This is a genomic window from Colwellia hornerae (genome assembly GCF_007954355.1).
In the GTDB taxonomy this organism is placed as follows: Bacteria; Pseudomonadota; Gammaproteobacteria; order Enterobacterales; family Alteromonadaceae; genus Colwellia_A; species Colwellia_A hornerae.
The window spans coordinates 38,850-64,642 of record NZ_VOLR01000015.1 but is presented as its reverse complement, the minus strand read 5'-3'; the positions used below and the strand labels follow the sequence as shown (position 1 = coordinate 64,642).

Below are 25,793 nucleotides of genomic sequence, written 5' to 3'. Positions count from 1 at the left end.
ATAAACGTTTAAATTCATCTATTTCTAAAATTTACGGTTTACTGATTTAAGGGTTTAAATATTCTGACAAAGTCAACTTCCATTGATACCGGAAAAATACTGTCATCTATGGGGCCACCTGCTTTGCCCCACATACCGCCAATCGCGAGATTTAAAATAACGTGGTAAGGATGATCGTAAGGCCAAGCGCGCCAACCGCTAGATTCATTGCTATAAAAGAAATAAGGCACATTATCAAACAATACGGTAATACTCTCTGGCGTCCACTCAACGGAGTAAAGATGAAAGGCCTTTTCAACATTTTGACCTTCGATACTGCCCTTTCGTTGTTGCCAATTCGCCCAATAATAAGCTTTATTATGTACGGTGCCATGAATGGTTTGCATGTCGTAACCAACGTGTTCCATGATGTCTATTTCACCCGAGTTGGGCCAAGCATCACAGGTTGCACTGCCTTGCCAATCTTCATCTTCTTGACAGGTGCTTGAATATTTAAAAGCATCACTAGGCAACATCCAAATAGCTGACCAAGTACCTTGCCCTGCGGGTAACTTAGCTCGAACGTCGACACGTCCGTAAAGAAAGTCGCCTTTACCTTGTGAGTGAATACGGCCAGAGCTATATTTTGCATCGCCCAAATTTTCTTTGTAGGCGGTGATCACTAAATTACCGTCTTTTACATGGACATTTTTAAGGCTGTCAGTATAAGTTTGGTCTTCACTGTTCACCTTACGAGCAGGCCAAATATCATAACTCCATTTATTTGGATCTGGCTTACCTTGATAATTAAATTCATCACTCCAAACTAATTGCCATTGCTTTGACTCAATTTCTTTTTTTCGGACAATTAGGGCACTAAGGATTGGCTGCCCATTAATCGCTTGAAAGTTTATATCTAGCTGTACATCTGTCACTTCAACATTATAAACAGCTCGTGCTAAGGCCGAGATATGCTTACCATCTCGAGCAAGCCTGACATTTAAATCGCTAATAACCAGCTTGTCCTCAGCAAAAACATTGAAGACTCGGGCATCCATGGCATTATCTTCAGGTTCAGCAAATTTAAAAATGATATCGTACAGGCCATTTTCCATCGGTTGCTTAATACCAATATTACCAAAGCGAAAAGATTGATAAATAAAACTATCTTGTGAGCCTTTGATATTTTCAATCGTACCTATATCACCAGTAATTATCGATTGATCTGCTTGATAGCTTATACCGTCAACGCCAACATATTCACTGCCACCAACATTAATGGCCCAGACGACCGTGTTATTTTTTTCAAGATGATCACTTTGCTGGTCGCCCTGATGAGCAGAAGCTAAATGAGCTTCATCGGACTGATAACTTTCATCGTCGCTTATCAGTGCTTGGCCAATAAGTAATACGGGGATTAAGATTAAGACCAAGACCAACAATGATTTTTTGTTACTTTGTTTATTCTTCATGTTATTGAAGCTCCAAATTCATAACGCCATGTCAGCTAGGTAGCGTTATTTATTAGCAATATATTAGCAACAATAAGGGAACTAGAATGTATCGCAATCAAAACAAGGCAAGATGGACTAGCCTTGCGGTAAAAACGACACTGCTCGCATAGCGGCTAAGCCCCGTGAGTCTTTAAGGCTAAATGTATTTGTTCAACTTTTTCTTTATTAAGCACGTACTTTCGCATGACCCAAGCAACAAGTATTGAACCTAATGCAGGGTAAACAGTGAATGATAGTAATATCCCCTCTTTAGCTGTTTCTGTTTGTTCAACGTCTGCTTGATAGCCATAATAAGCCAGTAACCAACCGGCGAAAGCGCCACCAAAAGCGACACCTAATTTGATAAAAAACACCACCGAAGAATAGACCATGCCGGTTATGCGCACACCCGTTCTCCAATGACCATAATCTATGGTGTCAGCCATCTTTGCCCACAACAAAGGCGTTGCCATTTGTAAAAAGAAGCTCCATAAAAAAAACAAAGCAAAGGCGGTAGTCACTTGATCTTTTGGGACAAAATAACTGATCACACAGATAAAAGCGGCGATGAGCTGTAAACTAATATAAGCCTTAATCTTGCAGACTCTTTTCGCAAGAGCTTGAGCACAAGCGCAGCCTAAAATACTACCTATCATGCCCAGCGACATAAATAAAGTAATTTGCGCTTCGAGACCGAGCACATATTTCACATAATATATCGCTAATGTGGCTCTTAATACTTGGCCTGTTAATAAAAATAAACCTGCCAGAGACAATATTCGCCATTGATCATTTTGCCACAGTGCTTTTAAATCGTCGAAAAAGGAGGTTTGCTGATTTTCAGGTACGCAAACACGTTCTTTAGTACCACTAAAGCATAATAGAAACATCGCCACACCTAAAAGGCTCATCGTGACCATAGTGAACTGATACCCTTTGGCTTTATCACCACCACCAAAATACTCGACTAAAGGCAAAGTGCCTGCGGCAACAATTAATCCACCGAGCATCCCTAAGACGAATCGATAAGTTTGTACTGATACACGTTCAGCGGGCTGCGTTGTTAAAACACCACCTAACGCAGAATATGGGATATTAATTGCGGTATAGACCATCATTAACAAGGTATAGGTAACAAAGGCATAGATAATCTTAGCATTACCTGTCAAGTCTGGTGTCGTAAATGCCATAATAGAAATAATGCCAAACGGCACAGCAAGCCAAAGTAGATAAGGTCGAAATTGTCCAAAACGTGTTTTAGTACGGTCAGCCAATGCCCCCATCAGGGGATCAGTTATCGCGTCAAATAAACGCACCACTAAAAACATAGTGCCAACAACAGCTGGCGAAATACCCACCACATCAGTATAAAAAATTAACAGGAACATCATCACCGTTTGGAAAATAATATTACTGGCGGTATCACCTAAGCCATAAGCAATTTTTTCGCGAATTGTTAACATAAAACGTCTCTTTTGATTATTGACTCAACTAACGAGCTTAGACATATAAGGTTATAAAATAAAAAACCTATAAACAAAAAAGGCCTATATCGCAAAACAATATAGGCCTATTCATTGAACTTAGCAGATCACCGTTTTACTTAAAGCTGTAACGAACACCTACAGTATATCTAGTACCGTATTGTCTAGCAGATAAAAACTGCTCTTCGTAACGGCCAAAAGATTGCTCGGTTTCGTTATTAAGGTTTAAGCCTTCAACAAATACCGTAAAGTTTTCATCAATGTCGTAGTTAATACTCATATCGACTTGACCAAACTCTTTCGCAAATTGTGGTGGCGCATCAGAAGAACCTTGAGCTTGTCCGACACCAATAAGGTATTCGTCACGCCAAGCGTAAGTGACTTTTACTGACAAACCTTCTTTTTCATAGAACAATTGAAAGTTAGCCGAATCACTTAAACCGGTTAGAGGTGTTTGCGGTTTTAACTCAGCAACACTGTCAACTTTAGTTATATCATCCACATCAAATTTAACATCTCCATCAACGAAGGTCGCATTAGCACCGAAACCAAAACCACTCTCGCCAAAGAAATGTTGAACAGCGACTTCTATGCCGTCAACCATCTTATCATCGGGGGCATTGAATGGACGGGTAATATCCCATTGCATTAAAGGATCATCGCCTGCGGGCTCAATAAAGCCTTGAGCATTTAACGTGGCTCCATTAGCTTGCATTTGCGCAAAAATTTCATCACTCGTCGGGGTGCCGCCTAAGTCAGTAACCGCTTGATTCCAACGTGGCCCCTGATAAATATCACGGATATCATCAACGGGTGTCGTAATTGTTTGGCTACTAATAAAATTCTTTACATCTTTTCTAAAGTAACCAATAGCAGCATAACTACCTTCTGCGTAATAATATTCTAAAGAAATATCAAGATTAGTAGACTCATAAGGGTCAAGATTAGTATTACCTTCACCACCTATACGAGAATTAGGACGGGTACTTGCTCCTAATGAACGGCCACCAGCTAAGCTACCTAAAGGAGCTCGAGCGATAGTTTTACCCCAAGAAGCACGGGCAACAAGTTCATCACTAAGATCAATTTTGGCGTCAATCATAGGTAAGAAGACATCATGCTCACCTTCAAGTGACAAGATAGTATTTTCACCTGGTTGATATTGAGTTAACCACTCACTGCCACCTTTCCACCAAACTTCGGTAGGGATAGGTTGCAAAACATTACTGGTTACATCGGTTTGCTCATATCTAAAGCCAACACTGACCTGTACTGGTAATTCAGCAACGTCAAACTCAAATAAAGAGGAGGCATAAACACTGGTGGTATCTTCATCTACTGAAGATTGTGACTGAACACTGCCAGCACGATAGGCGTCGGTACTAAAAAAGTCGTCACCTAATACGTCACTGTTTAAATAGGCCGTTGAACGAGCAACCGCTTCATCAAAATCAAAACTATAGTAGTATCCAGCACCCATAGCGTTGTCGCCGTTTGAAAATTCATCCAAAAAGCCATCGGTTGTGTTGTATTCAAACATGCCATCAGGAAATGCCGCTGAATAATTGGGGTTAAATAAGAAACCACCAATCAGACCACTCCATGAACGTGAGCCACCCATGGTTTGCTCAGTACGAGCAACACCAAACTTAACTGACATTAATGGCGAGTCATCTGGGTTTTCCCATGAACCATCGATTTGCAGTTGATCAATTTCAGACTTTCCAGGAGTATGCTCAAATTGGCTAAAGTGTGAATCCATTTCACTAGGTGCAAGCGTTGTAGAGCCATTTTTCCAGAAGATTGTCCCTTGTGGAATATCACCTTGTCTGAAGTCATAATGTTTATTAACCAATTGATCTGAACCGAAAACTAATGATCCCGTGCCATTCATGCCTTTATCTTTACCGTTGTCAGCTTTGTTTTCTGAGCTGTGGTAATCGACTGAAAAAACAAAATCATCAGACGGACGCCATTCAACGTTAAAACCTAATGAACTCTCATTAGTTTCAATGGTATTTCGATTGGCCGTATAAGAACCATCGTTACCCGACAAGTCGGCGAACATAACCGTGCCATTTTCATCTAATTCGTAAGCATCAATGTTACCGCCAAAATCATGCCATTGACCCCAACCAATAGAATTAGTGCCCGTTGTTGACTCTCCCATCGTATAATCAAGTGTCATAATCACACTTTCTGTAGGCGCATATTGGAAAGTAACATTGGCATTGGTTCTTTCACGCTCAACATTAGCAATACCGTAGTTCATATCACGAGGGAAAAAAGCACCCGCTGCGGCATTCGCATCACGATTATCAATGACTTTGTCATCATCTAAAGTCGGTAGTTGTGCGTCTGGCTGAAACTGCCAACCTTGAATATTTGCCGATTGTTGTTGAAAGTCACGTTGTTGATGAGAAAACGACAAAGCAAAACCAAAAGTGTCATCAGCAAAGGTATTACTGTATAAGCCTGAAAACTCAGGTGTAACATCATCACCTTCGACATTAGACGAGTCATAAATGCCTTTTCCTGAGATAACAAATTTCTCACCTGGGCTAGCAAAAGGTTTCATAGTAATAATATTAACGGTAGCACCAAGACCACCACTTGGGTTTTCTGCACGCACAGTTTTATGTACTTCAATAGCACTGACGCCATCAGAAGATAAATTTTCTAAACTGTATGAACGTGAATTACCCGTACCCGGCATTTGACGGCCGTTAAGTGTAATTAGGTTAAATTCTGGACCAAAACCGCGCACGGTGATCTGGCTGCCTTCACCATTAGAGCGACTGACCGAAACACCGGTAATACGCTGTAATGACTCGGCTAAGTTAGTATCTGGAAATTTACCCATATCTTCAGCTGAGATGACGTCAACAACGCCTGAAGCGTTTCTTTTTACTGACATAGAGCGAGATAAACTGCTCATGATACCAGTCACTTGAATAACTTCAATCGCAGCGTCTTTCTCACTGTTATTGACTTTATCTGTTACGGCTTCTTCGGCATAAAGCTGACTGCTCAATCCAGTTGCTAAAACCGCTGATATACAAACGGCTAAGCGCTTTTTATTAAAAATTGAATGTTTCATGGTTACCCTACTTTCTTAAAATTAGTTTTAATGACGGCGGCTACTTAAAGCCGCTCAACCTTTGCTAATATCGTGGTTATAGTGCTGTTATCATCACATTGTCAAGACGAAAAACAGCCCCTTCACCCGTTCCCCAAGCAGGGAAAATCATTAATACATCTATCTGACTAATATCTAAACCGGCATCAAATAATGTTTGCAGTGGGAATGTGTAGGTTTGCCATTCACCCGTAGTCGGTGCTTTTCCTTCGGTGCTGCCTGTTAAAGGAAGCTCTGCAAAAGTATCGGCTTTATTTGACTCGATTTTAAACATCCAAACACTCGCTGCATCGTTTGGTGGTGTAACAACTTTAACATCAAATTTCACCACACCATTGGCTAAGATACCTGATGCATCAACAAAGACGCCATCTTCAGCATCAAGCCCAACAACCGTTGGCTGTGAACCAATAACATATTCAGCCGTTACGCCATGAGCGGTGTCATCGTTTTCAAGTGTTGGTGTTGTGCCACCACAACAATCCCACATTGACCAACCGGTAGCAGGTGCATCAGCAAATAAAACATCATTGTTGACAGCTGTAGCTGTTGGGTCATAAATTTTAACGTTATCTAGACGGTAGATTGCACCTTCGCCAGCACCCCATGCAGGGAAAACCATTAAGACATCAATCGCACTGACATCTAAACCAGCATTCGCTAAAGCAGATAAGTTAAACGTATAGGTTTGCCATTGATCTAGAGCCGGTGAAACACCTTCTACAGAGTCAGTTAAGGTAAGTTCGGCGAAAGTCGCATTATTGTCTGCTTCAACTTTAAACATCCAAGCCGCATCACCAGGCATAGCGGTTACTTTCATTTCAAATTGAATAACCCCGTTAGAAAGAATCGCAGAAGCATCAAATGGCGCAGGTGAATCTGTATTATCAGCTCTGGAAATAAAGCCCATTACCGTTGGCTCACCACCGATAGAAAATTCAGCTACGTTACCGTGAGCATCATCATCTAATTCAACCGTTGGCATAGAACCACCACAACAGTCCCACATTGGCCAGCTTGGGTTTTCGTCATCAGTAAAGACCACTAATTCAGGCGCTCCAGCAACGTCACCTTCAATTGTAATATTAGTAATTAAATATTCAGCGCCTTCGCCTGTTTGCCAAGCTGGAAATATCATCACCACATCAATGGCACTAAGATCTAGACCTGCGTCTTGTAAGACTGATAATGGAAATGTATAAGTTTGCCATTGACCCACAACAGGATCTGCACCTTCATTACTGGTGTTAAGCGCAACATCGCCAGTATTAGGTCCGCCGTCACCGGCTTCCACTTTTAATAACCAAGTCGTCGCAGAAGATGGTGGGGTAACCACTTTCATTTCAAATGACAAAGTACCATTTAAATCAACCAATGGTGATGCATCAAATGGGCTAGACTCACCAGAAAAATCATCACCAAAATGTTCGCCTCGCGTTGAAAAACCTAATACGGTGCCATTGTTATCATTAATATTAAATTGAACAGCATCGCCTTTATCGGCATCAGCGATAATTGCAGGTGAAGTACCACCACAACAATCCCAAGCAATCCAGTTAGCATTTAACGTACCGTTAAAAATATCTAGGTTTTTAGCAACACCATCACTTGGCGGTAATGGAACTGGTGCTTTACCTTCAATAAGACCATCTTCTAAGCTATCGTAACCGGGTCTTACTGTTTCACAGCCTTTACCGGTATCAATATTTTGCTGACACTGGAAAACACGTACATAGTCAATTTCAAATTTGTTATCTGCACCAAAAACTGTGGCATCAACACCTAAGTCATTAACATTTTCAGGCCAACTGCCACCAACAGCAAAGTTAAGTATTAAATAAAATTCTTTGTCATAAGGAGCTTTGCTCCAATAGGTTTTTAATTCACCCGATAACTGGTCGTAGTATTCAGTAAACCAACCTCGATGTGATAGGCCTACCGCTTCATCTTTAGAGTTGTAGCGAATTTTGGATTGTCGCTGTGTTGCATATAAATGGTCATCCATGTACCAGCGAATTTCACCTTCTTGCCACTCAATGGCGTAAGTGTGAAAATCATCAGCGGGGTTAGCACCACTCGCTAGGCTATAAGCTTGTCCTGATTGAGAATTGTTAGGCCAACTTTTACCATAGTGAAGTGTTCCGTAAACATGGTTTTCTGCGCTACCGTCTTCTCTGGCTACACCTAAGTTAACTGATTCAAAGATATCAATTTCACCCGAACGTGGCCATTCGCCATACTCTTCATCAGTAGGCATCATCCAAAATGCTGGCCAGCTACCTTGTCCTGAAGGCGCTTTAGCGCGCATTTCCATGCGTCCATATTTAAAATCAGCTTTATAACGCGTCATCATGCGAGCCGATGTATAAGGTAACGCGGCGCCCTCAGCTGCGGGTAAGGCTACAATGTTTAACATACCATCTTGGATATATGAGTTTTCAGCGCTGTCGGTGTAACACTGTTTTTCTTGGTTACCACCCCCGTCACAGTTAACTTCATGCGTCCAGTTTTGAGTGTTTATTGTGCTTGTATCAAACTCATCATTCCACACCATTTTCCAATCAGAGACAGGCTGTTGTGGATCGATAACATCTGGTTTAGTTTCGGTGGCTGCACCACCACAGCCAGCAAGTCCTAACGTGACCGTTAGCCCTATTAACGCGGCCAAGCCTTGTGTTTTAAATTTAACACTGCTTTTAATTTTCATGTCTTCTCCCCTAGAGATATCCAAATCAAATATTTATAATCATTTTTATAATCATTTTTATAATATCTATACGCTTCTTTTATCTACAAAGCTCACGTGAATACAAATACAATCGTAAACAAAATACTGTTATTAACTGCATATCTTTTAGCACAACGATTTACTAATTAGCATTTAAATACGGTCAGATGGGATAGTGCAAAGTTGAAATGGACAAAATAGGGTCGAACGACTTTTTTTGATGAACTTTTTGGCTTTTGTAATTACCGCTTTACTTGGGTTTTGTATTAAGAATCGAATATAACTTTAAAGCAAGTTGAGTCATCATCTATATAATATGATGAAGACTAAGCTTAGTGCTCTCTTTACCTATTAGCTTTTTAATAGTTAACACCAACAAACACCCAGTTAATAAGTGTGAAACCTTAGTATCTTGACATCACACTAATAAATACTCTGCATTATCTTAAGGGGTAATTGCCCGATAAGATCGCCCGTCACCTGTAAAACACCGCTAACAATTAGCGGATAAAAGCTATTATTTATCTCCTTACACTAACAATCAGTACACTTTAAACCCAAAGTGTTCAATAAAGACCCAACTTTAGTGCAAATTTAATAAAAACCCACTTGACCATGATATTAGGGACGACTCACCGTTTCCTGATTGTTTGTATCACTTTTTACTGTAGTTTATTTTTGGCTTTTCTACGATTAATCTCAGTTAAATTTAACTAGAAATGCATCATAAAATAATAAAAGAAGAACAAGTTTGGCAATTTAATTAGCCAAGTGAGTACCTTCAACTAAGCAGCACGGCACTATATACAAACCAAAGTATAACGACACAAGCTTGGTTTTATATTGCCAATGCTGCAAATAATTAAATGACAATTGAACAGTTTATAGGGGATATAAATGACTAATATAAAAAATAAAAAAAGCTTCAACAAAAACATAATCGTCCTAAGCCTAGGTTTAGCTTTATCTGCATGTGGGGGAAGTTCAAGCGATACCAAAGTTGTTGACGTTATAGAAGTGAGCAACTCCGCACCGACTATTAGCAGCACAGCTGTTACAACCATTGAGTCAGGTTCAACTTATAGCTACTCATTAGTCGCTGGCGATGCCGATGGTGACACTTTAACAATGTCAGCCACAAATTTACCCGCTTGGCTAACTTTTGATAGTGCAACCGGAAGCTTAACGGGTACGCCAGCAGATAGTGATGCCGGAGATACGGCAATTACCTTAACCGTAAGTGATGGTACTGATGAAATTACTCAATCATTTACTGTTTCTGTAACTGTTCCAGTTCCAGCGAATAATGCAGCGGTAATAACCAGTGCAGGTATTACCGGTGCGACTGTTGGTCAGGCATACTCTTACACTTTAATGGCGACCGATGCAGACAACGATACACTTGCTATGTCAGCAACTATTCCTGGAGCACTTTCTTGGTTAACTTTCGATGATGCTACCGGTATATTATCAGGTACGCCAGCATCGGGCGATGTTGCCGCTACAGAAATTACGCTGACAGTTAATGACGGCAGTGTTGATACTATGCAAAAATTTACCATTACTGTTGTTGCCGAAGAAGTGGTCGTTACCCGCAATATGATTGCTTTTGAAGGTGCTGCAGAGACCTATGCTTTCAATAATTTTGATGGTGGTATGTCAACTGTGATGGCTAATCCACAAGCTACTGGCATTAATACCAGTAGCCAAGTAGTAGAAATGCAAAAATTGGCTGGACAACATTGGGGGGGAAGTACATTAACACTGCCTACCGCACTTACCTTGGCTGCAGAAGATAACACCTTCACGATGAAAGTTTGGTCGGCTCGAGCTGTACCGGTATTATTTAAACTTGAAGGCATCAATAAAGAAATATCGGTTGATCATGCAGGAACGGGTTGGGAAGATCTTAGCTACGACTTTGCTGATGATGTAACAGGCGCCGTAGACAGCGTTACTGTGATATTTGATTTAGGCACTATGGGCGACGCTGAAGGAAACGCCGCAGATTGGACCTTCTATTATGACGAAATAACAACACCTGCTGCGGCTGAAAAAGAAGTCGTTGGTGATGGCTCTACAAGTATTACTGATTTTGAAGCTGCTCCTGAAAACTATACGTTTAGTGACTTTGATGGTGGCGCAGCCGTTGTGCTTGCCAACCCAGATGCAACGGGTATTAATACCAGCGCTCAAGTGGGTCAAATGACAAAATCTGCGGGTCAAACTTGGGGTGGTTCAACAATGACATTGGCTACACCAGCTGCAATCCCGGCTAATAGTATGGTTATCATGAAAGTTTGGGCTTCGCGTGCTGTACCCGTTTTAGTTAAATTTGACGATATGGATGCAGAAAGAACAGCAAACCATACTGGTTCAGGATGGGAAGAGTTGAGCTTTGATTTTACTGGCGCTACTAGTACAAGTGAAACCAGACTTACACTAATTTTTGATAATGGCGTGATGGGCGATGCCGCGAGTGATGCCGCTAATTGGACTTTCTACTTTGATGATTTTACCACCCCTACTGCTGAAGAAGTCTCTGAAGGTAACTTTGTTGCCGTTGGAACGCCATATGACTTTGAAGCCACAGGTTTAGGCAGTGATTTTGTTTGGGCGGTCTTTGAAAATGATGATAACCCTGCCTTAGAGTTTGTTGGCAACCCAGCTTCATCAACAGTCAATGACTCAGCAACAGTTGCTATGTTTACCGCTAGAATGGCAGGTCAGCCATGGGCAGGTACGGAAACAACGGCGGCCAATACAACACCCTTTACGATGGACGCAACCAATAGCATTGTTAAAGTAATGGTTTATAAGTCCGTTATCAGTGATGTGGCATTAAAATTCTCTGTAGGCGCTGCGGCACAAGCAGAAATCAAGGTACCTAATACTAAAATCAATGAATGGGAAGAGCTTACTTTTGACTTTTCTAGCCGTATTGGTATGGCTGAAACCATTAATATTGACTCGGTGATAGTTTTCCCTGAATTTACTGACGGCAGAGCTGCCGATACCGTAAGCTACTTTGATAATATTACTTTTGGTCATAATGAATAATGCTGGTGACAAAAAATTTAGCTTGTATTTTTATTAGCTAAGTTTTACATTAATTACGAGTAAAATAAAAAGGGTTTACAGTATTTGTTGTTATGCCCTTTTATCTCGTTTAAATAGACTTATTTCAATAAGCGGAGAGGTTTTATGAAAATATCAAAAATGTTACTCAAAAGTGAACTGGTGTTGAATATAGGATTTGGCTTAACAGTATTGTTACTTGGCAAAGTAACCCTATATTTTATCGCCTAACAAAAGCACTAAAGGTCGTACATAATGGACAAAACCTTTAGTAACTTTTAAATATCCCTTTTAATCCCCACAAAAAAAAGAATCTAGCGATATAAAAATCTTTCAGCGATGATGACTCTTCCCAAAATAGACAGTAAACCCAATATTTTTACCGTCAGCTAAGATATAAAATTCATTACCTTATTAACAGATAACAGCTTAAATATTATTGACTGGTATTAATAGCCCAATGAATATTAAGTGAAATTATAGCATTTATCAGCAAGTAGTCAGTGTTAAGCATTTTAAAACTGATTTAATCAGTTTTAAATTATCTCATCATTTAGTTTAATTAAAAGTAAACCATCACCCGACACATCTCGTATTACTCAATAATACCGCCTCGACACTATTTATATTAATAAAATTAATTTTGACGAGATAATAAAGTTAATCGAATGAGTGGAGAAATTTTATGAAAACATTAAAAATATTACTCAACAGTGAACTGGTGTTGAATATAGGATTTGGCTTAACTGTATTGTTACTTGGTAAAGTAACCCTATATTTTATCGCCTAAGAAAAGCACTAAAGGTCGTACATAATGGACAAACCTTTAGTAACTTTAATTAAATAGCTTAAACAGACTATCTCTATTATTGTTTTATCTGATAACCACTTTTAAATATCCAAGTAACCGCTAATAAACAAAAGGCTAAAAAGCCACTCATCACACAAAAGCTTGTGAGTAAACTTACGTCAGCCACTTCATAAAAACTCCATCGAAAGCCACTAATCAAATAAAAGACCGGGTTAAATTGCGTTACTGTTTGCCAAAACGGCGGCAACATACTGACGGAATAAAAAGTGCCCCCTAAAAAAACGAGTGGGGTAATAACAATAAGTGGGATCACTTGTAGTTTCTCAAAATTATCTGCCCAGATGCCAATAATAAACCCAAATAAACTAAAGGTGATAGCGGTCATCACTAAGAAAAACAACATCCAAAATGGATGAGCTATTTCCAGCGGCACAAAGAAATGCGCTGTTGCGAGAATAATCAAGGCTAGCAAAATTGATTTTGTTGCTGCCGCACCGACATAACCAAGCAGCACCTCAAATGAAGATACTGGAGCAGAAAGTAGTTCATAAATAGTGCCGGTAAATTTAGGGAAATAAATACCAAATGAGGCGTTAGAAATGCTTTGTGTTAACAACGAAAGCATAATTAACCCAGGTACAATAAAAGCACCGTAGCTAACACCGTCTATTTCAGTAATTCGAGAGCCAATGGCAGAGCCGAAAACAACAAAATAAAGTGACGTCGAAATCACGGGAGAAATAATACTTTGAAAAATAGTACGTTTAGTCCTGGCCATTTCAAACTTGTAAATAGCCGCAACAGCATAACGATTCATGTTTTTTCCCTTACTAATGAAACAAATATATCTTCTAACGAACTTTGATCTGTTTTGATATCTTTAAAGGCAATAGCCGCTACTGACAATTGCTGAAGTAAAGCAGAGATCCCTGTGTGCTCATCGGTTGTGTCATAACTATAAATTAATTGCATCCCTTCATTTTGTAGCTGCAAATTAAAGTCAGTCAATTGCGCCGGTATTTCAATTAACGGTTCTTTTAAATCGAGGATCAATTGCTTTTTACCCAATTGATTCATTAACGCTATTTTATCTTCAACTAAAATGAGCTGGCCATTTTTAATGACACCAATACGGTCTGCTATTTCCTCAGCCTCTTCAATATAATGTGTTGTTAAAATAATAGTGACACCGTCGTTGCGTAACTCTCTGACCAGTTGCCACATATCTTTGCGCAGCTCTACATCAACACCTGCGGTTGGTTCATCTAAAAACAAAATAGCAGGTTCATGAGAAAGCGCTTTTGCTATCATCACTCGTCGTTTCATACCACCAGATAACTCAATCATCTTGTTATCTTTTTTATCCCAGAGTGATAATGATTTTAGCGTTTTTTCTATAAAAGCAGGATTCGGTTTTTTGCCAAATAACCCCCGACTAAATGAAACTGTTGTCCATACCGTTTCAAAGGCGTCAGTAGTTAACTCTTGTGGTACTAAGCCAATAAGACTTCGTGTATGTCGGTAACCGGTGACGATATCTTTACCGTCAACCGTGATTTGCCCAGAAGTTGCATCAACAATGCCGCAAATAGCACTGATCAGTGTGGTTTTACCCGCACCGTTTGGCCCCAACAAGGCAAAGATTTCAGCAGGTTTTATTGATAAGTTAATATTATTAAGTGCTTGAAAACCACCCGCATATACTTTGTTAACATCTGTGATTTGAATAATGGGTTGCAAGGTTATTTTCCATCAGTGTTTGAATACTACTACGGTATACGACATCCCCTATTGATGGCTAGGGAAATCAATAAATTAGTTACTGAGTTTTTGTATCAAGTGTATTTTATGCCTCGTTTGGTGTCGCTTATAGCAATTTATGTTTATCTACTTTGTCATTATTGAGAACGTATCAGTAATCTCTATTTTATGCACTATACTGGTATAGAACAAAAAACAAGCAACTGACTTAGTTTCTTGATCATCGTAACAAAAGGATTTCACCCATGATAAAGTTTCCGCTATTGATAACAACAATTTGCACAGCTCTATTACTCTTTGCCTGTTCTAAACCCGCAGAAGAAGTAGTTAAACAAGCCGTTATCGAAGAAAAAACACCTGTCTTTGAGACCTATAGCGCCGAAGAGTTCTTTAAAACAACCTCAGTCTCTGGCTCATCAATTAATGCCGATGCCAGTGCGGTTTTGATCAGTAATGATAAAACAGGTATTTTTAATGCCTATAAAATGCCACTTGATGGCTCAGCACCAATACAGTTAACTCAGTCAACCCTTGATTCTGTTTTTGGGGTCAGTTGGTTTCCTAAAGACGACAGAATTCTTTATACCGCAGACAAGGGCGGTGACGAATTAGATCATTTATATGTAAGAGAATTATCAGGCAGCATAACTGACCTTACCCCAGGTAAAGATTTAAAAGCTTATTTTCTTAGTTGGCATGAAGATAATAAACAGTTTTTTGTTGCCTCTAATGAAAGGGACCCTAAGTTTTTTGATGTATATCGTTATCAAAATGATGATTATTCAAGAGAACTTATTTATCGAAATGGCGCTAGCTATTCAGTCGAAAGTATTAGCCCTAATGGTCAATATATTGCTTTGAGTAAAACGAATAGCAATGCAGACTCCAACTTATACTTAGCCGACTTAACCAAAGCAGACGAATTAACGGTACTTATCACTGATCATCAGGGTGATGTTGAACACAGTGCCTACACTTTTACTGGTGATAGTAAGCAGTTGATATATTCAACAGACGAATTTGGCGAATATAAACAGGCTTGGGCTTATGATATAAAAGCAAAAACAAAAACACTAAATTACGCTGCAGATTGGGACGTTAGTTTCACTTACTTCTCTAAAGATGGCCGCTACCAAGTCACTGGTGTTAATGCCGATGCGCAAACTAAAATAGAAATTATTGACCTAAAGACAAAGCACCCCTTAGCACTTCCTAAATTGCCCAGTGGTGATTTACGTGGCGTAAACTTTTCAGCTGATGCCAGCCTAGTTATTTTTTATATCAATTCGGATACCTCGCCATCTAACCTCTATGTTCATCAACTAGGTTCAAATAGTATCAAGCGCTTAACTAACACGGGTAATCCTAATATTATTGAAGAGAACTTGGTTGTTGGCGAAATTGTCCGTTTTAAGAGTTTTGATGGCTTAGAAATCCCTGGCATTTTATATAAACCCAAACAAGCCGCCACACAAAAAGTCCCGGCTTTAGTATGGATACATGGAGGTCCAGGAGGTCAAAGTCGTAAAGGGTATTCCGCTACCATTCAGCATTTGGTTAATAACGGCTACGCTATTTTTAGAATAAATAACCGTGGTTCAAGTGGCTATGGTAAAACCTTCTTTCATTTAGATGATAAGAAGCACGGTGACCATGATTTAAAAGATGTTGTCTATAATAAATATTATTTACAGACATTAGATTGGGTCGACAAAGATAGAATAGGGGTTATTGGCGGAAGTTACGGCGGGTATTTAACCATGGCTGCCATGGCATTTACCGATGAGTTTACTGTCGGTGTTAATATTTTTGGTGTCACTAATTGGGTCAGGACGCTAGAAAGTATTCCGCCCTACTGGGAGGCATTTAGACAGTCTCTTTATGATGAGTTAGGAGATCCCAGTACAGATAGAGAACGTTTACGCAGTATTTCTCCAGTATTTTTTGGTGATAAAGTCAAAAGTCCGGTACTTGTTGTGCAAGGTAAAAATGACCCTAGAGTATTAAAGATTGAAAGTGATGAAATGGTTGAGTCTATTCGAAGCGGTGGAACTTTCGTTGACTATTTGGTCTTTGACGATGAAGGTCACGGCTTTAGTAAAAAAGCTAATCGCATTGAAGCATCTAATAAGTACTTAAGTTTTTTCAAAACCTACTTATAGTCTGTTAATCTAAAACTCGTATGTAAAGGTAAAGTGTGTTGTAGACTTTACCTTTTTTATGAGATGTTATTGCTAAAAAAAGCTAATACAACCTTAGCTGTATTAGCTATATCGTTTAAAAATCAAACTTATTTTAAATCAAAGCGGTCTAATTACATCACTTTAACCCAAGCTTTCAATGAGATATTATTACCAAAAAAAAGCTAATACACCTTGGCGTGTATTAGCGATAGAGTTCAAAAAAACAATCAAACTTACTTTAAATCAAAGCGGTCTAATTGCATCACTTTAACCCAGGCTTTAATAAAGTCATTAATAAACTTTTTGTCAGCATCATCTGAGGCATACACTTCAGCAATGGCTCTTAATTCAGAACTCGAGCCAAAGATAAGATCAACCGGTGTCGCTTGCCACTTTACCTTGCCTGAAGCGCGATCAACGCCGATATAAACGCCAGCTGTAGATTCATCTTTAGTCCACACGGTAGACATATCTAATAAATTTACAAAGAAATCATTTGTTAAGACACCAGGAGTATTTGTGAATACCCCAAAAGATGAGCCATCATAGTTTGCATCAAGCGCGCGCATACCGCCAACCAACACTGTCATTTCAGGGACATTTAAACCAAGAGAGTTGGCTTTATCAACTAACATCTCTGTTGGCGACAGGTAACTTTCATCCGTATAGAAGTTACGAAAGCCATCCGCTTTTGGTGCTAAATAATTAAATGATTTAACATCAGTTTGTGCTTGTGTCGCATCAGCACGGCCAGGCACAAAGGGCACAGCTACTGTGGTGCCTGCTAGTTTGGCTGCGTTTTCAATTGCGGTTGCACCACCTAATACGATTAAGTCAGCTAACGATACTTGCTTTTTAGCCGATTGCTTATTGTATTTAGTTTGAATAACTTCAAGTGTTGTTAACACTTTATTAAGCTCGGCTGGGTTATTAACTGCCCAACTATTTTGTGGCTCTAGTTTAATGCGAGCACCATTAGCACCGCCGCGCATATCTGTAACACGATGACTCGACGCTGAAGCCCAAGCGGTTCTCACTAACTCAGCCGTGGTTAAGCCAGACTGTGTTATTTGCTTTTTCAACTCACCAATATCTTGCTTGGTAACCATAGGGTAGTTGACCGCAGGAATAGGGTCTTGCCATGTTAGCACTTCACTGGGCACTTCACTGCCCACGTATCTTGCACGAGGTCCCATATCACGATGTGTTAATTTAAACCAAGCTCTAGCAAAAGCTTTTTCAAATTCTGCCGGCTCTGCTCTAAAACGTTCAACAATTTTACGAAATTCAGGGTCTTCTTTTAGAGCAATATCGGTGGTAAACATAATGGGTGCATTACGTTTATTAGGGATATGGGCATCTGGTACTAAGTTGGCCGCCGCTTTGTTTTCAGGTGTCCACTGTTTAGCGCCAGCCGGGCTTTTCGTTAGAACCCAGGTGAAGTTCATTAGATTGTCTAAGTAATTTGTTGACCATTGTGTTGGTGTTGTTGTCCAAGCACCTTCTAAGCCACTGGTTATAGTATCTGCGCCAACACCGCTGTCACATTTGTTTTTCCAGCCTAAACCCTGTGCTTCAATATCAGCTGCTGCGGGCTCTGCCCCAACACAATCACTGGGTTTTTTCGCTCCATGCGCCTTACCAAAAGTATGACCACCCGCGCTTAAAGCAACAATTTCTTCGTCGTTCATCGCCATACGACCAAAGGACATTCTAATATCCTGCGCCGCTAAAAGTGGATCAGGTTTACCATGAGGTCCTTCAGGATTAACATAAATCAAGCCCATTTCTACAGCAGCGAGAGGGCCTTTTAATTTACCCTTTTTATCGCGACGGTTATCAGTAAGCATAGTTGTTTCGGCTCCCCAATAAACTAAATCAGGCTCCCAATCATCCGTTCTACCGCCAGCAAAACCAAAGGTTTTAAAGCCCATAGACTCTAACGCTACGTTACCTGAAAGCACCATCAAATCTGCCCAAGAAATTTTACGACCATATTTTTGCTTAACCGGCCATAATAATCGACGCGCTTTATCTAAATTAGCATTATCTGGCCAACTGTTAAGGGGTTCAAAACGTTGTTGACCACCAGACGAACCGCCACGCCCGTCATGTACACGGTAGACACCAGCACTGTGCCAAGCCATGCGGATCATTAATGGTCCGTAATGTCCCCAATCTGCAGGCCACCAGGTTTTTGAGTCGGTCAGTGTGGTTTGAATATCTTTTTTGAGTTGAGTCAAATCAAGGCTGGCAAATTCATTGGCATAATTAAATTGCTCACCATAAGGGTTAGACTCAGCGCTATGCTGGCGTAATGGGCTAAGACTTAACTTTTCAGGCCACCAAAACTCATTGGTTTTTGCTTGATTAGCCGCTAATGCGGTTGCAGGTATTGCCATTGCATATAAAGCAACGGAGATTGCCGCAGCAATCGGGATTGTTCTCTTAAACATTGTATAATCCTTGTTTTATAAAAATTGGTAATAAAGGTCATATAAAGCATAAGAAAAATCAGACGATTTTAATAGTCGATTAAATTGAAGATAATGTTCTATTTTACGTAATGACTAATTTAACACGTTCAATTAACATCTATTTTATCTTCAATAATATTTATCATTGATAAGCTGATGTTGTTCAAAAATGAGCAGTTTTTGGTACATTTGGTACTAGGCTCGTGGTTCAAATGGCGGTAGACCCATTAAGCTAAAATAAAGCAGAGCTTAGGGCTATTCATCTAAGTAAATACAGACCACAGCGAACTATCGCTATTAGCCTGAATTATGTCCAAAGCAATGCAGAACCCTACTTAACGATATTTTTACCAAACAATTAACGAAAAAGTATCATTAAGGCTAAATGCTGTTTAGTTTCCTTAAATTAACAATAATTAGCTTCTGCTGATAACACCAATATCTTATACTAGGCAGTCATCATTATTGAGACTAAAATGACAAATAAACAACTTTTACCGCTACTGATTTTAATGGTGATTTTTAGCCCATTAGCCATAGATATATTTTTACCCGCTTTACCCGTTATGGCTGAAGAGCTTATTGTTTCTATGAAGCAAATTCAGTGGAGCATAATGATATTTATTTTAAGCATGGGCTTTGGTCAACTGATAAGTGGCCCACTCGCTGATAGGTATGGTCGTCGCCCAATAGCAATGGCCGGTATAGTAATTTATGGCTTAGCTTCTCTTCTTTGTGCTTATGCAGATAATTTAACGTTTTTTTTGCTCAGTCGTTTAATACAAGGCTTTGGTGCTTGCGCCATAGTTGTAGCTGCCTTTGCCAGTGTCCGTGATAAATACAACGCAATAGAAAGCGGTGTTATGTACTCTTATTTAAACAGCGCGATATGTTGTATTCCTGCGCTTGCACCTTTACTCGGTAATGTTTTAACCGAGTATTTTGGCTGGCGAAGTAACTTTCAATTTATGACAGGCTATGCTGTTTTTGCAGGTTTAATTTTATTTTTTACGCTTAAAGAAACCCGACCAGCGCAGACAATACAACCTAAAAATCTTATTAGTATGGCGCATTTTATGCCGGTGTTGAAACATCCTATCTTCATTTTTAATGCTTTGGTAGTGATGTTATCGATGGCCATTATTATTGCTTATGTAAGTAGCTCTCCCGCTTGGTTAATGGTGAAACTAGGTTTAGATCAGCAGAGCTTTGTTTATTGGTTTAGTCTTAATGCTGTCATTAATATTGTCGCTTGTTTTTTAGCTCCTCAGGTTTTAGTTAAATTTGGTGCTCGAGTAACAATAGGTTTTGGTATGGTTTTGCTGATTGTGGCGGGATTATTAATGTTAGCTTTATTAACTTGGCAAACGCCTGTCGCCTTTATGTTACCAATAATGATCAGTTCACTTGGTTTTTCATTACTGATGGGAGCTTGTGCAGGACAAGCTCTAGCACCTTTTGGTGAAAAAGCAGGTTCAGCTTCTGCGCTGTTAGGCTTTGTGCAAATGAGTGGTTCAGCAGTTATTGTTTATTTATTACAACTATTACCACTCAATGAAGCTGAGCAATTAGTGTTATTAATGTTGTCAATAATTCCAGTGTATATCATCTGGAAGTTGCCTCAAGTAAAAGCCCGAATCATGCTAGATGGTTAGCAAGCAGTGGCGATTATTTATTGATTACAACTTTATTAAAATAACTGCCACTGTATTTACATAATTACGAGACACGTGCCTTGAGTTCCTTACACAAGGAAGTGTACTCGCTCTCGGCTATTGTATTTAAGGTCAATTTTAACATTACAAAGGTTAGATTCGATAAAATATAAACTAACTTTTTGTGTCTTTGTCATCTACTTGCATAATGCTAGCTTTATACTCGGGTAACCAGCGTTTTAATGCCTCTTGTAACATGTTGGGGTTGACTGGCTTAGCAATAAAATCGTCCATTCCTGCCGCTAAACACTTTTCTCGGTCACCCTGCATTGAATTGGCGGTCATGGCAATTATCGGTATATTGCGATTAAGTACCTTAGATTGTGGAAGACGAATTTTTTTAGTCGCTTCATAGCCATCCATTACCGGCATTTGACAGTCCATGAAGACTAAATCAAAAGGTAAGTTATTTAACGAACTTAGGGCTTCTTCGCCATTAGCCGCTAGGTCGACTTGTACTCCAAACTTTCTCAACAGACCTTGTGCAACTTTTTGATTGATGGCGTTATCTTCGACAACAAGTACCCTTGCTTTGAACTGTGGAAGCTCACGCGCACTGAACGCCGTGATCAAAGGTTGCTCTTGGGCATTAACGCCAGCTATCGTCATTAGGGTATTGTAGAGAATAGACTGATCAATAGGTTTATTAAGATATCCGTTAAAACCGGCAGCCTTTAACCTTTCAGCATCGCCACGTTGTCCTTGTGAGGTCAACATTAATAAACGAGTCTCTGAAAAAATATGGCTATCCGCTTTAATCTTAGTTGCTAGTTGAAAGCCATCCATTTCAGGCATTTGCATATCCAAAATAGCGATATGGTAAGGAGTTCCTTTTAGCGCTGCTGCAGTGAGTTCTACTAATGCTTTATCTCCACTATCTACCAAACTGTGTTCAACTTGCCACTTTGTCAGCAATAGACCTAACAAAGTCCGATTAGTTAAATTATCATCGACCACCAGTATTTTTTGATCATGCAAATTATCATAGCGTTTCTTGGAAAGCACTTTATCGGCATTAGCAATATTTATGCTAAACCAAAATGTAGAGCCCATACCAGCGATACTTTTCACCCCTATTTCCCCGCCCATCAATTCGACTAATTGTTTACTTATCGATAGCCCCAATCCAGTGCCGCCATATTTACGGGTAGTTGAACCGTCGGCCTGGCTGAAACGTTCAAATAACTTGATTTTATCCTCTGACGTGAGACCAATTCCGGTATCAGATATCTCAAAAAGTAGTCGAGTGTGCTGCTTAGTCTGCTCTTGCACTTTACAAGATACTGAAACCTCGCCTTGTTCGGTAAACTTTATCGCATTACCGATAAGATTATTGAGTATCTGTCGGATACGCCCAGGGTCAGCAATAAATGACTGTACTGGCAGAATGTTAGCCGGACAAATGAGCTCTAACCCCTTCTTGTGCGCTTGAAAAGCGAGGCTACTGCCTAGGTCATGTAATAATACTTCTAAATCAAATTCAAGCGGTTCAAGCGCTAACATACCCGCTTCAACCTTTGAGTAATCTAAGATGTCGTTAATAACACCCAATAACGATTCTGCACTATTTTTTACTGTTTTTGCAAAATTGTGTTGTTCTTGGTTTAATGCCGTATCAAGTAAAAGGTTAGTCATGCCTATCACACCATTCATCGGGGTACGAATTTCATGACTCATATTCGCTAAAAAAGCGGTTTTAGATTCATTAGCAACCTCTGCTTGTTTCTTGGCTTCAGCTAAGCGAGTGATCGTCTCTTTCTGATGAGTAATATCGGTACTAATATAAGTATAACCACTCAGTAATGTATTATTATCGTAAAGTGGCACAATCGTAGTATCTACCCAATAGAATTGTTCACCCTTAGCCTTAATACGCACTTCATCATGGCAAAACTCACCTTTAGAGAGCTTCAAAAAGATGTTGTGCCAATAGTCTTTTGGCTTATTATTTGAATTTAGAATGCTATGATTTGCACCGATGAGTTCTTTGCGGGTATAACCGGTGATGGCACAAAACTTATCATTGGCGTAGCTAATAATACCTTTAATGTCTGTTACAAAGACTAATGAATGTTCGTCCATTGCTTTTTTTTGTGCCGCCAAATCTTGTTGGGCGGCAATGCGTTTTTCTTCATTAATAACTCGTGCATCAATTTCTATTTTGAGTTTTTTATTCATCCGAAAAAACACTAAAATGATCAATATGAGCAATGAGGCTATGGGGAGTGCCCAGACAAGAATGGTGGATAATTCAGTACCCGATTGTACGTGTACCGATAACCAATTATTTGCAATAGCAGAGCGTTGTTTCTCACTCATCGCAGCAAAGGTTTTATTTAAAATGGGAATAAGGGGTTCAAGCCCTTTTCTCACCGCCATCGATATTTCAAGTGTATAAGGGGTAAATGAAGTGATAATCAGGTCATTGATTTTATTTTTGTTTATTTCATAATTAATCGCGGAAATAGAATCAACAAAGGCATCAATTTTCCCCGACTGTAATTTTTTAAGCCCGTCTTCAACCGAAAAAACATCCACTAACGTTATACTGGGGTGATCTCGACTAATCAATTCATTATAAACATAGCCTTTAATTAGACCTAACTTCCGCCCTTGTAGTGATGATAAACTTTCTGCATAAAAAGCGTTTTTCTTACTAACAATGACTAAAGAAATTTCAAAATAGGGTTCAGTAAAATTTATATATTCTGCTCTTTCTTCTGTATAAAATATTGAAGACATAACATCAATATTGCCAAGTTTAAATTCCGCTAGCGCTTCTCCCCAACTGGTACCTAAAGTTGGGGTTAAATTTATTTGTAGTTGTTGTTTTGCATACAGCATGTAATCAGCCGATATTCCACTATGTTCACCTTGTTTATCGTTAAATTCAAAAGGAGGGAATGCAGAGTCAGTACCCAAACTAAAGGAATTATTTTGTGATAACCAGTTTTTTTCCGTTTCCGTTAAACTAGCAACAGTTGATGATTTATTAAAAAAGGGTTTTAAGGTTGGTAGCCACTTTTTTTCTAATTCAATAATATTATTAACGGGAATATTTTCAATACCGGCATTAATCTTAGCTAATAATTCAGGTTGACCTTTTGCTATAAGCCCAAAGACATTATTTGAAACAATGATCTCCTCAGAAATAGTGAATACTCCACTTAAGCCCTTTTTAGCAATTTCTGCAAAGGCCCTAGGTAGTTCGGCAACAACAGCCTGAACCTCATTGTCTAATAACTGATCGAGTGCATCATCAAATTTCTTATAAGTTGATTGTTCGAAGCTAGTAAAGTTTTCTTTTAAATAGGACTCTTGAAAACTAAAATATTGACTGGTTATCTTGATATCACTGAGCTCTCTTAGCTTAGACTTTTTGTCAATTGAGCGGTTATAAATGATACCCGTTTGCACATTATGGATAGGTAAGGAAAAGTCTGCCCATTGTTCACGTTGCTCATTCTTAAAGAGCCCAACATGTAAGGTGTTTTTTTGCTTTATTAACTCTATGCTCTCCTCAAAGGGCAACATAACAAAGCGAATAGGAATATTGTTTGTTTTGGACCAGAGTTCCCAGAACTCAATATAGAGACCACTGGGAGTACCATCAGGTAGCTTAAAACTAAAAGGCAAGTCACTTTCAGTCGCGACAAGAGTAATAACTTCAGACGGCTCATCACTCATTTCTGCTGAAAACGATGGGGAACTGAGAATATATGCAAAAGCTAATAGCAGATAAAAGGTAATTCTTAATTTCATATTATTAATTTTTATTCTTCATAGTAGTTAGTATAAGTTAAGTGCTTATTTTTCTTAATCTCTTGCTGAAACATTAATCTCATTCAATCGGTATTATTTACCGAGCATGCATCCAAAACATAGCAGTGTATTGATAAAAGATTCAACTAAGTATTGTCGGAAAGGTAATTATTAGAAAAGCCAACAGTATCAACAAAACTTAGCATTAAGTCACCTTGAAATCAAACAGCCGACGTGTTCCTTTTAGCTAAAAGCGACACTTTATTCAGCAATCTCAGTACAAGTATTTAAAACTGATTTCACCAGTCTCAAGGGTATCGGTTTATTAGCGACGTTTAACATTAACCGTAGTAAAGTTTAGTCAAGTTCAACACTGAACAAGAATAGATAAAGATGAAAGCCTCAAAGACGATGATAACTACAACTTAACACCTCATAAGCTTGGCGAATTTCGATAAAATCTGCCGCGCAGCCACCTTTATCGGGATGAGTAATAGCAATTTTCTTTTGATAAGCCTGACGTATCCCAAACCAATCAATATTTTTATCTACCCCTAAAGTCGTCAGAGCCGCATCAACCTTATCTACTGCTTGGTATCTTTGCCAAAAACTAGAAAAGAGTGATGCCACCTCTGCAACGGTAATGTTATTTACATTAGCCCAGTTTAAATAATATTGGGCTAGCTCAGTATCTCGTATAGCCAAAGTACCTTTAGCCGCAGCGAAATTTGGCACTAAACAGATTTCTAGTGGAAAAATAGTCAGTAAAAACCCTTCATTTTGAATATCACGTTGAATTTGATAAAGCGCATTCATAATGAAAAAATTCTTTTGAAATATCACTACCTGAAGGTCAACATCCTTTTTGAGCAATAGCAGAAAATCAGCTTCACAAAGATTAACTAGATCAATCAATGAACAAGCACTGTTTTGCTTTTTTAAATATCCCAGTATGGTAATAATCAAAGGATTAGTCATAGGTATATACTCCTTGTTGATTTAATACTGACAAAATGAGGCGATCAGACACAGTATAAACTAACGTTAAACTCGCTGTCTTCTAATGACTAAAGCTGCTTGTACTAAAGAGTTTCCATTGGCATATTATCTTAAGCGACAATATTGCCATATATTACATTCACTGCTTTACAATTAAAGCTGCTCTACACTGGTCAGCTTTAGC

The 25,793-nt window shown here is 39.2% G+C and carries 12 protein-coding genes; 3 read left to right on the top strand and 9 right to left on the bottom strand.

Annotation, left to right across the window (positions count from 1 at the left end):
• Positions 1-38: 38 nt before the first annotated feature.
• From ESZ26_RS11780 to ESZ26_RS11765, 4 genes are all read right to left on the bottom strand, one after another.
• On the bottom strand, positions 39-1,451 hold the full coding sequence (locus ESZ26_RS11780) for a family 16 glycosylhydrolase (protein WP_146799712.1): 1,413 nt from the start codon (positions 1,449-1,451) through the stop codon (positions 39-41).
• Between the two features lie 155 nt (positions 1,452-1,606).
• Complete coding sequence (locus ESZ26_RS11775) at positions 1,607-2,935, bottom strand: glycoside-pentoside-hexuronide (GPH):cation symporter (RefSeq protein ID WP_146799711.1); 1,329 nt, start codon at positions 2,933-2,935, stop codon at positions 1,607-1,609.
• 136 nt (positions 2,936-3,071) lie between these two features.
• Positions 3,072-6,056 carry a TonB-dependent receptor gene (locus ESZ26_RS11770; RefSeq protein ID WP_146799710.1) on the bottom strand — a complete coding sequence of 995 codons (2,985 nt, stop codon included), beginning with the start codon at positions 6,054-6,056 and terminating at the stop codon, positions 3,072-3,074.
• Between the two features lie 76 nt (positions 6,057-6,132).
• Positions 6,133-8,802: a glycoside hydrolase family 16 protein gene (locus ESZ26_RS11765; protein ID WP_146799709.1), complete on the bottom strand. Its 2,670-nt coding sequence runs from the start codon at positions 8,800-8,802 to the stop codon at positions 6,133-6,135.
• 918 nt (positions 8,803-9,720) lie between these two features.
• Here ESZ26_RS11765 and ESZ26_RS11760 point away from each other — a divergent pair.
• Positions 9,721-11,883, top strand: a complete 2,163-nt coding sequence (locus ESZ26_RS11760; RefSeq protein ID WP_146799708.1) for a putative Ig domain-containing protein — start codon at positions 9,721-9,723, stop codon at positions 11,881-11,883.
• 884 nt (positions 11,884-12,767) lie between these two features.
• Here the strand turns inward: ESZ26_RS11760 and ESZ26_RS11755 are convergent.
• Together ESZ26_RS11755 and ESZ26_RS11750 are read right to left on the bottom strand one after the other, a co-directional pair.
• Positions 12,768-13,529 carry an ABC transporter permease gene (locus tag ESZ26_RS11755; RefSeq protein WP_146799707.1) on the bottom strand — a complete coding sequence of 254 codons (762 nt, stop codon included), beginning with the start codon at positions 13,527-13,529 and terminating at the stop codon, positions 12,768-12,770.
• Positions 13,526-14,452: an ABC transporter ATP-binding protein gene (locus ESZ26_RS11750; RefSeq protein ID WP_146799706.1), complete on the bottom strand. Its 927-nt coding sequence runs from the start codon at positions 14,450-14,452 to the stop codon at positions 13,526-13,528. Before ESZ26_RS11750 ends, ESZ26_RS11755 begins: the two co-directional genes overlap by 4 nt.
• Positions 14,453-14,718: 266 nt before the next feature.
• Between ESZ26_RS11750 and ESZ26_RS11745 the strand changes: the two genes are divergently transcribed.
• Complete coding sequence (locus ESZ26_RS11745) at positions 14,719-16,635, top strand: S9 family peptidase (RefSeq protein WP_146799705.1); 1,917 nt, start codon at positions 14,719-14,721, stop codon at positions 16,633-16,635.
• Positions 16,636-16,889: 254 nt separating this feature from the next.
• Here the strand turns inward: ESZ26_RS11745 and katG are convergent, their stop codons facing one another.
• Complete coding sequence (gene katG / locus ESZ26_RS11740) at positions 16,890-19,112, bottom strand: catalase/peroxidase HPI (RefSeq protein WP_146799704.1); 2,223 nt, start codon at positions 19,110-19,112, stop codon at positions 16,890-16,892.
• Positions 19,113-19,609: 497 nt separating this feature from the next.
• Here katG and ESZ26_RS11735 point away from each other — a divergent pair, with 497 nt between their 5' ends.
• Entirely contained in the window at positions 19,610-20,788 is a 1,179-nt protein-coding gene (locus tag ESZ26_RS11735; RefSeq protein WP_146799703.1) for a multidrug effflux MFS transporter, read from the top strand.
• Positions 20,789-20,962: 174 nt separating this feature from the next.
• On the opposite strand, the gene ESZ26_RS11730 is transcribed toward ESZ26_RS11735, so the two are convergent.
• Together ESZ26_RS11730 and ESZ26_RS11725 are read right to left on the bottom strand one after the other, a co-directional pair.
• The gene (locus tag ESZ26_RS11730; protein WP_146799702.1) at positions 20,963-24,610 is read right to left on the bottom strand and encodes a response regulator; all 3,648 of its coding nucleotides are present in this window, start codon (positions 24,608-24,610) and stop codon (positions 20,963-20,965) included.
• 402 nt (positions 24,611-25,012) lie between these two features.
• Positions 25,013-25,588: a DNA-J related domain-containing protein gene (locus ESZ26_RS11725; protein ID WP_146799701.1), complete on the bottom strand. Its 576-nt coding sequence runs from the start codon at positions 25,586-25,588 to the stop codon at positions 25,013-25,015.
• Positions 25,589-25,793 lie beyond the last annotated feature (205 nt).

Excerpts from the sequence above, each read along its gene's own strand:
- ESZ26_RS11780 (WP_146799712.1), bottom strand. The coding sequence starts at position 1,451 with ATGAAGAATAAACAAAGTAACAAAAAATCATTGTTGGTCTTGGTCTTA.
- ESZ26_RS11775 (WP_146799711.1), bottom strand. The coding sequence starts at position 2,935 with ATGTTAACAATTCGCGAAAAAATTGCTTATGGCTTAGGTGATACCGCC.
- ESZ26_RS11770 (WP_146799710.1), bottom strand. The coding sequence starts at position 6,056 with ATGAAACATTCAATTTTTAATAAAAAGCGCTTAGCCGTTTGTATATCA.
- ESZ26_RS11765 (WP_146799709.1), bottom strand. The coding sequence starts at position 8,802 with ATGAAAATTAAAAGCAGTGTTAAATTTAAAACACAAGGCTTGGCCGCG.
- ESZ26_RS11760 (WP_146799708.1), top strand. The coding sequence starts at position 9,721 with ATGACTAATATAAAAAATAAAAAAAGCTTCAACAAAAACATAATCGTC.
- ESZ26_RS11755 (WP_146799707.1), bottom strand. The coding sequence starts at position 13,529 with ATGAATCGTTATGCTGTTGCGGCTATTTACAAGTTTGAAATGGCCAGG.
- ESZ26_RS11745 (WP_146799705.1), top strand. The coding sequence starts at position 14,719 with ATGATAAAGTTTCCGCTATTGATAACAACAATTTGCACAGCTCTATTA.
- katG (WP_146799704.1), bottom strand. The coding sequence starts at position 19,112 with ATGTTTAAGAGAACAATCCCGATTGCTGCGGCAATCTCCGTTGCTTTA.
- ESZ26_RS11735 (WP_146799703.1), top strand. The coding sequence starts at position 19,610 with ATGACAAATAAACAACTTTTACCGCTACTGATTTTAATGGTGATTTTT.
- ESZ26_RS11730 (WP_146799702.1), bottom strand. The coding sequence starts at position 24,610 with ATGAAATTAAGAATTACCTTTTATCTGCTATTAGCTTTTGCATATATT.
- ESZ26_RS11725 (WP_146799701.1), bottom strand. The coding sequence starts at position 25,588 with ATGACTAATCCTTTGATTATTACCATACTGGGATATTTAAAAAAGCAA.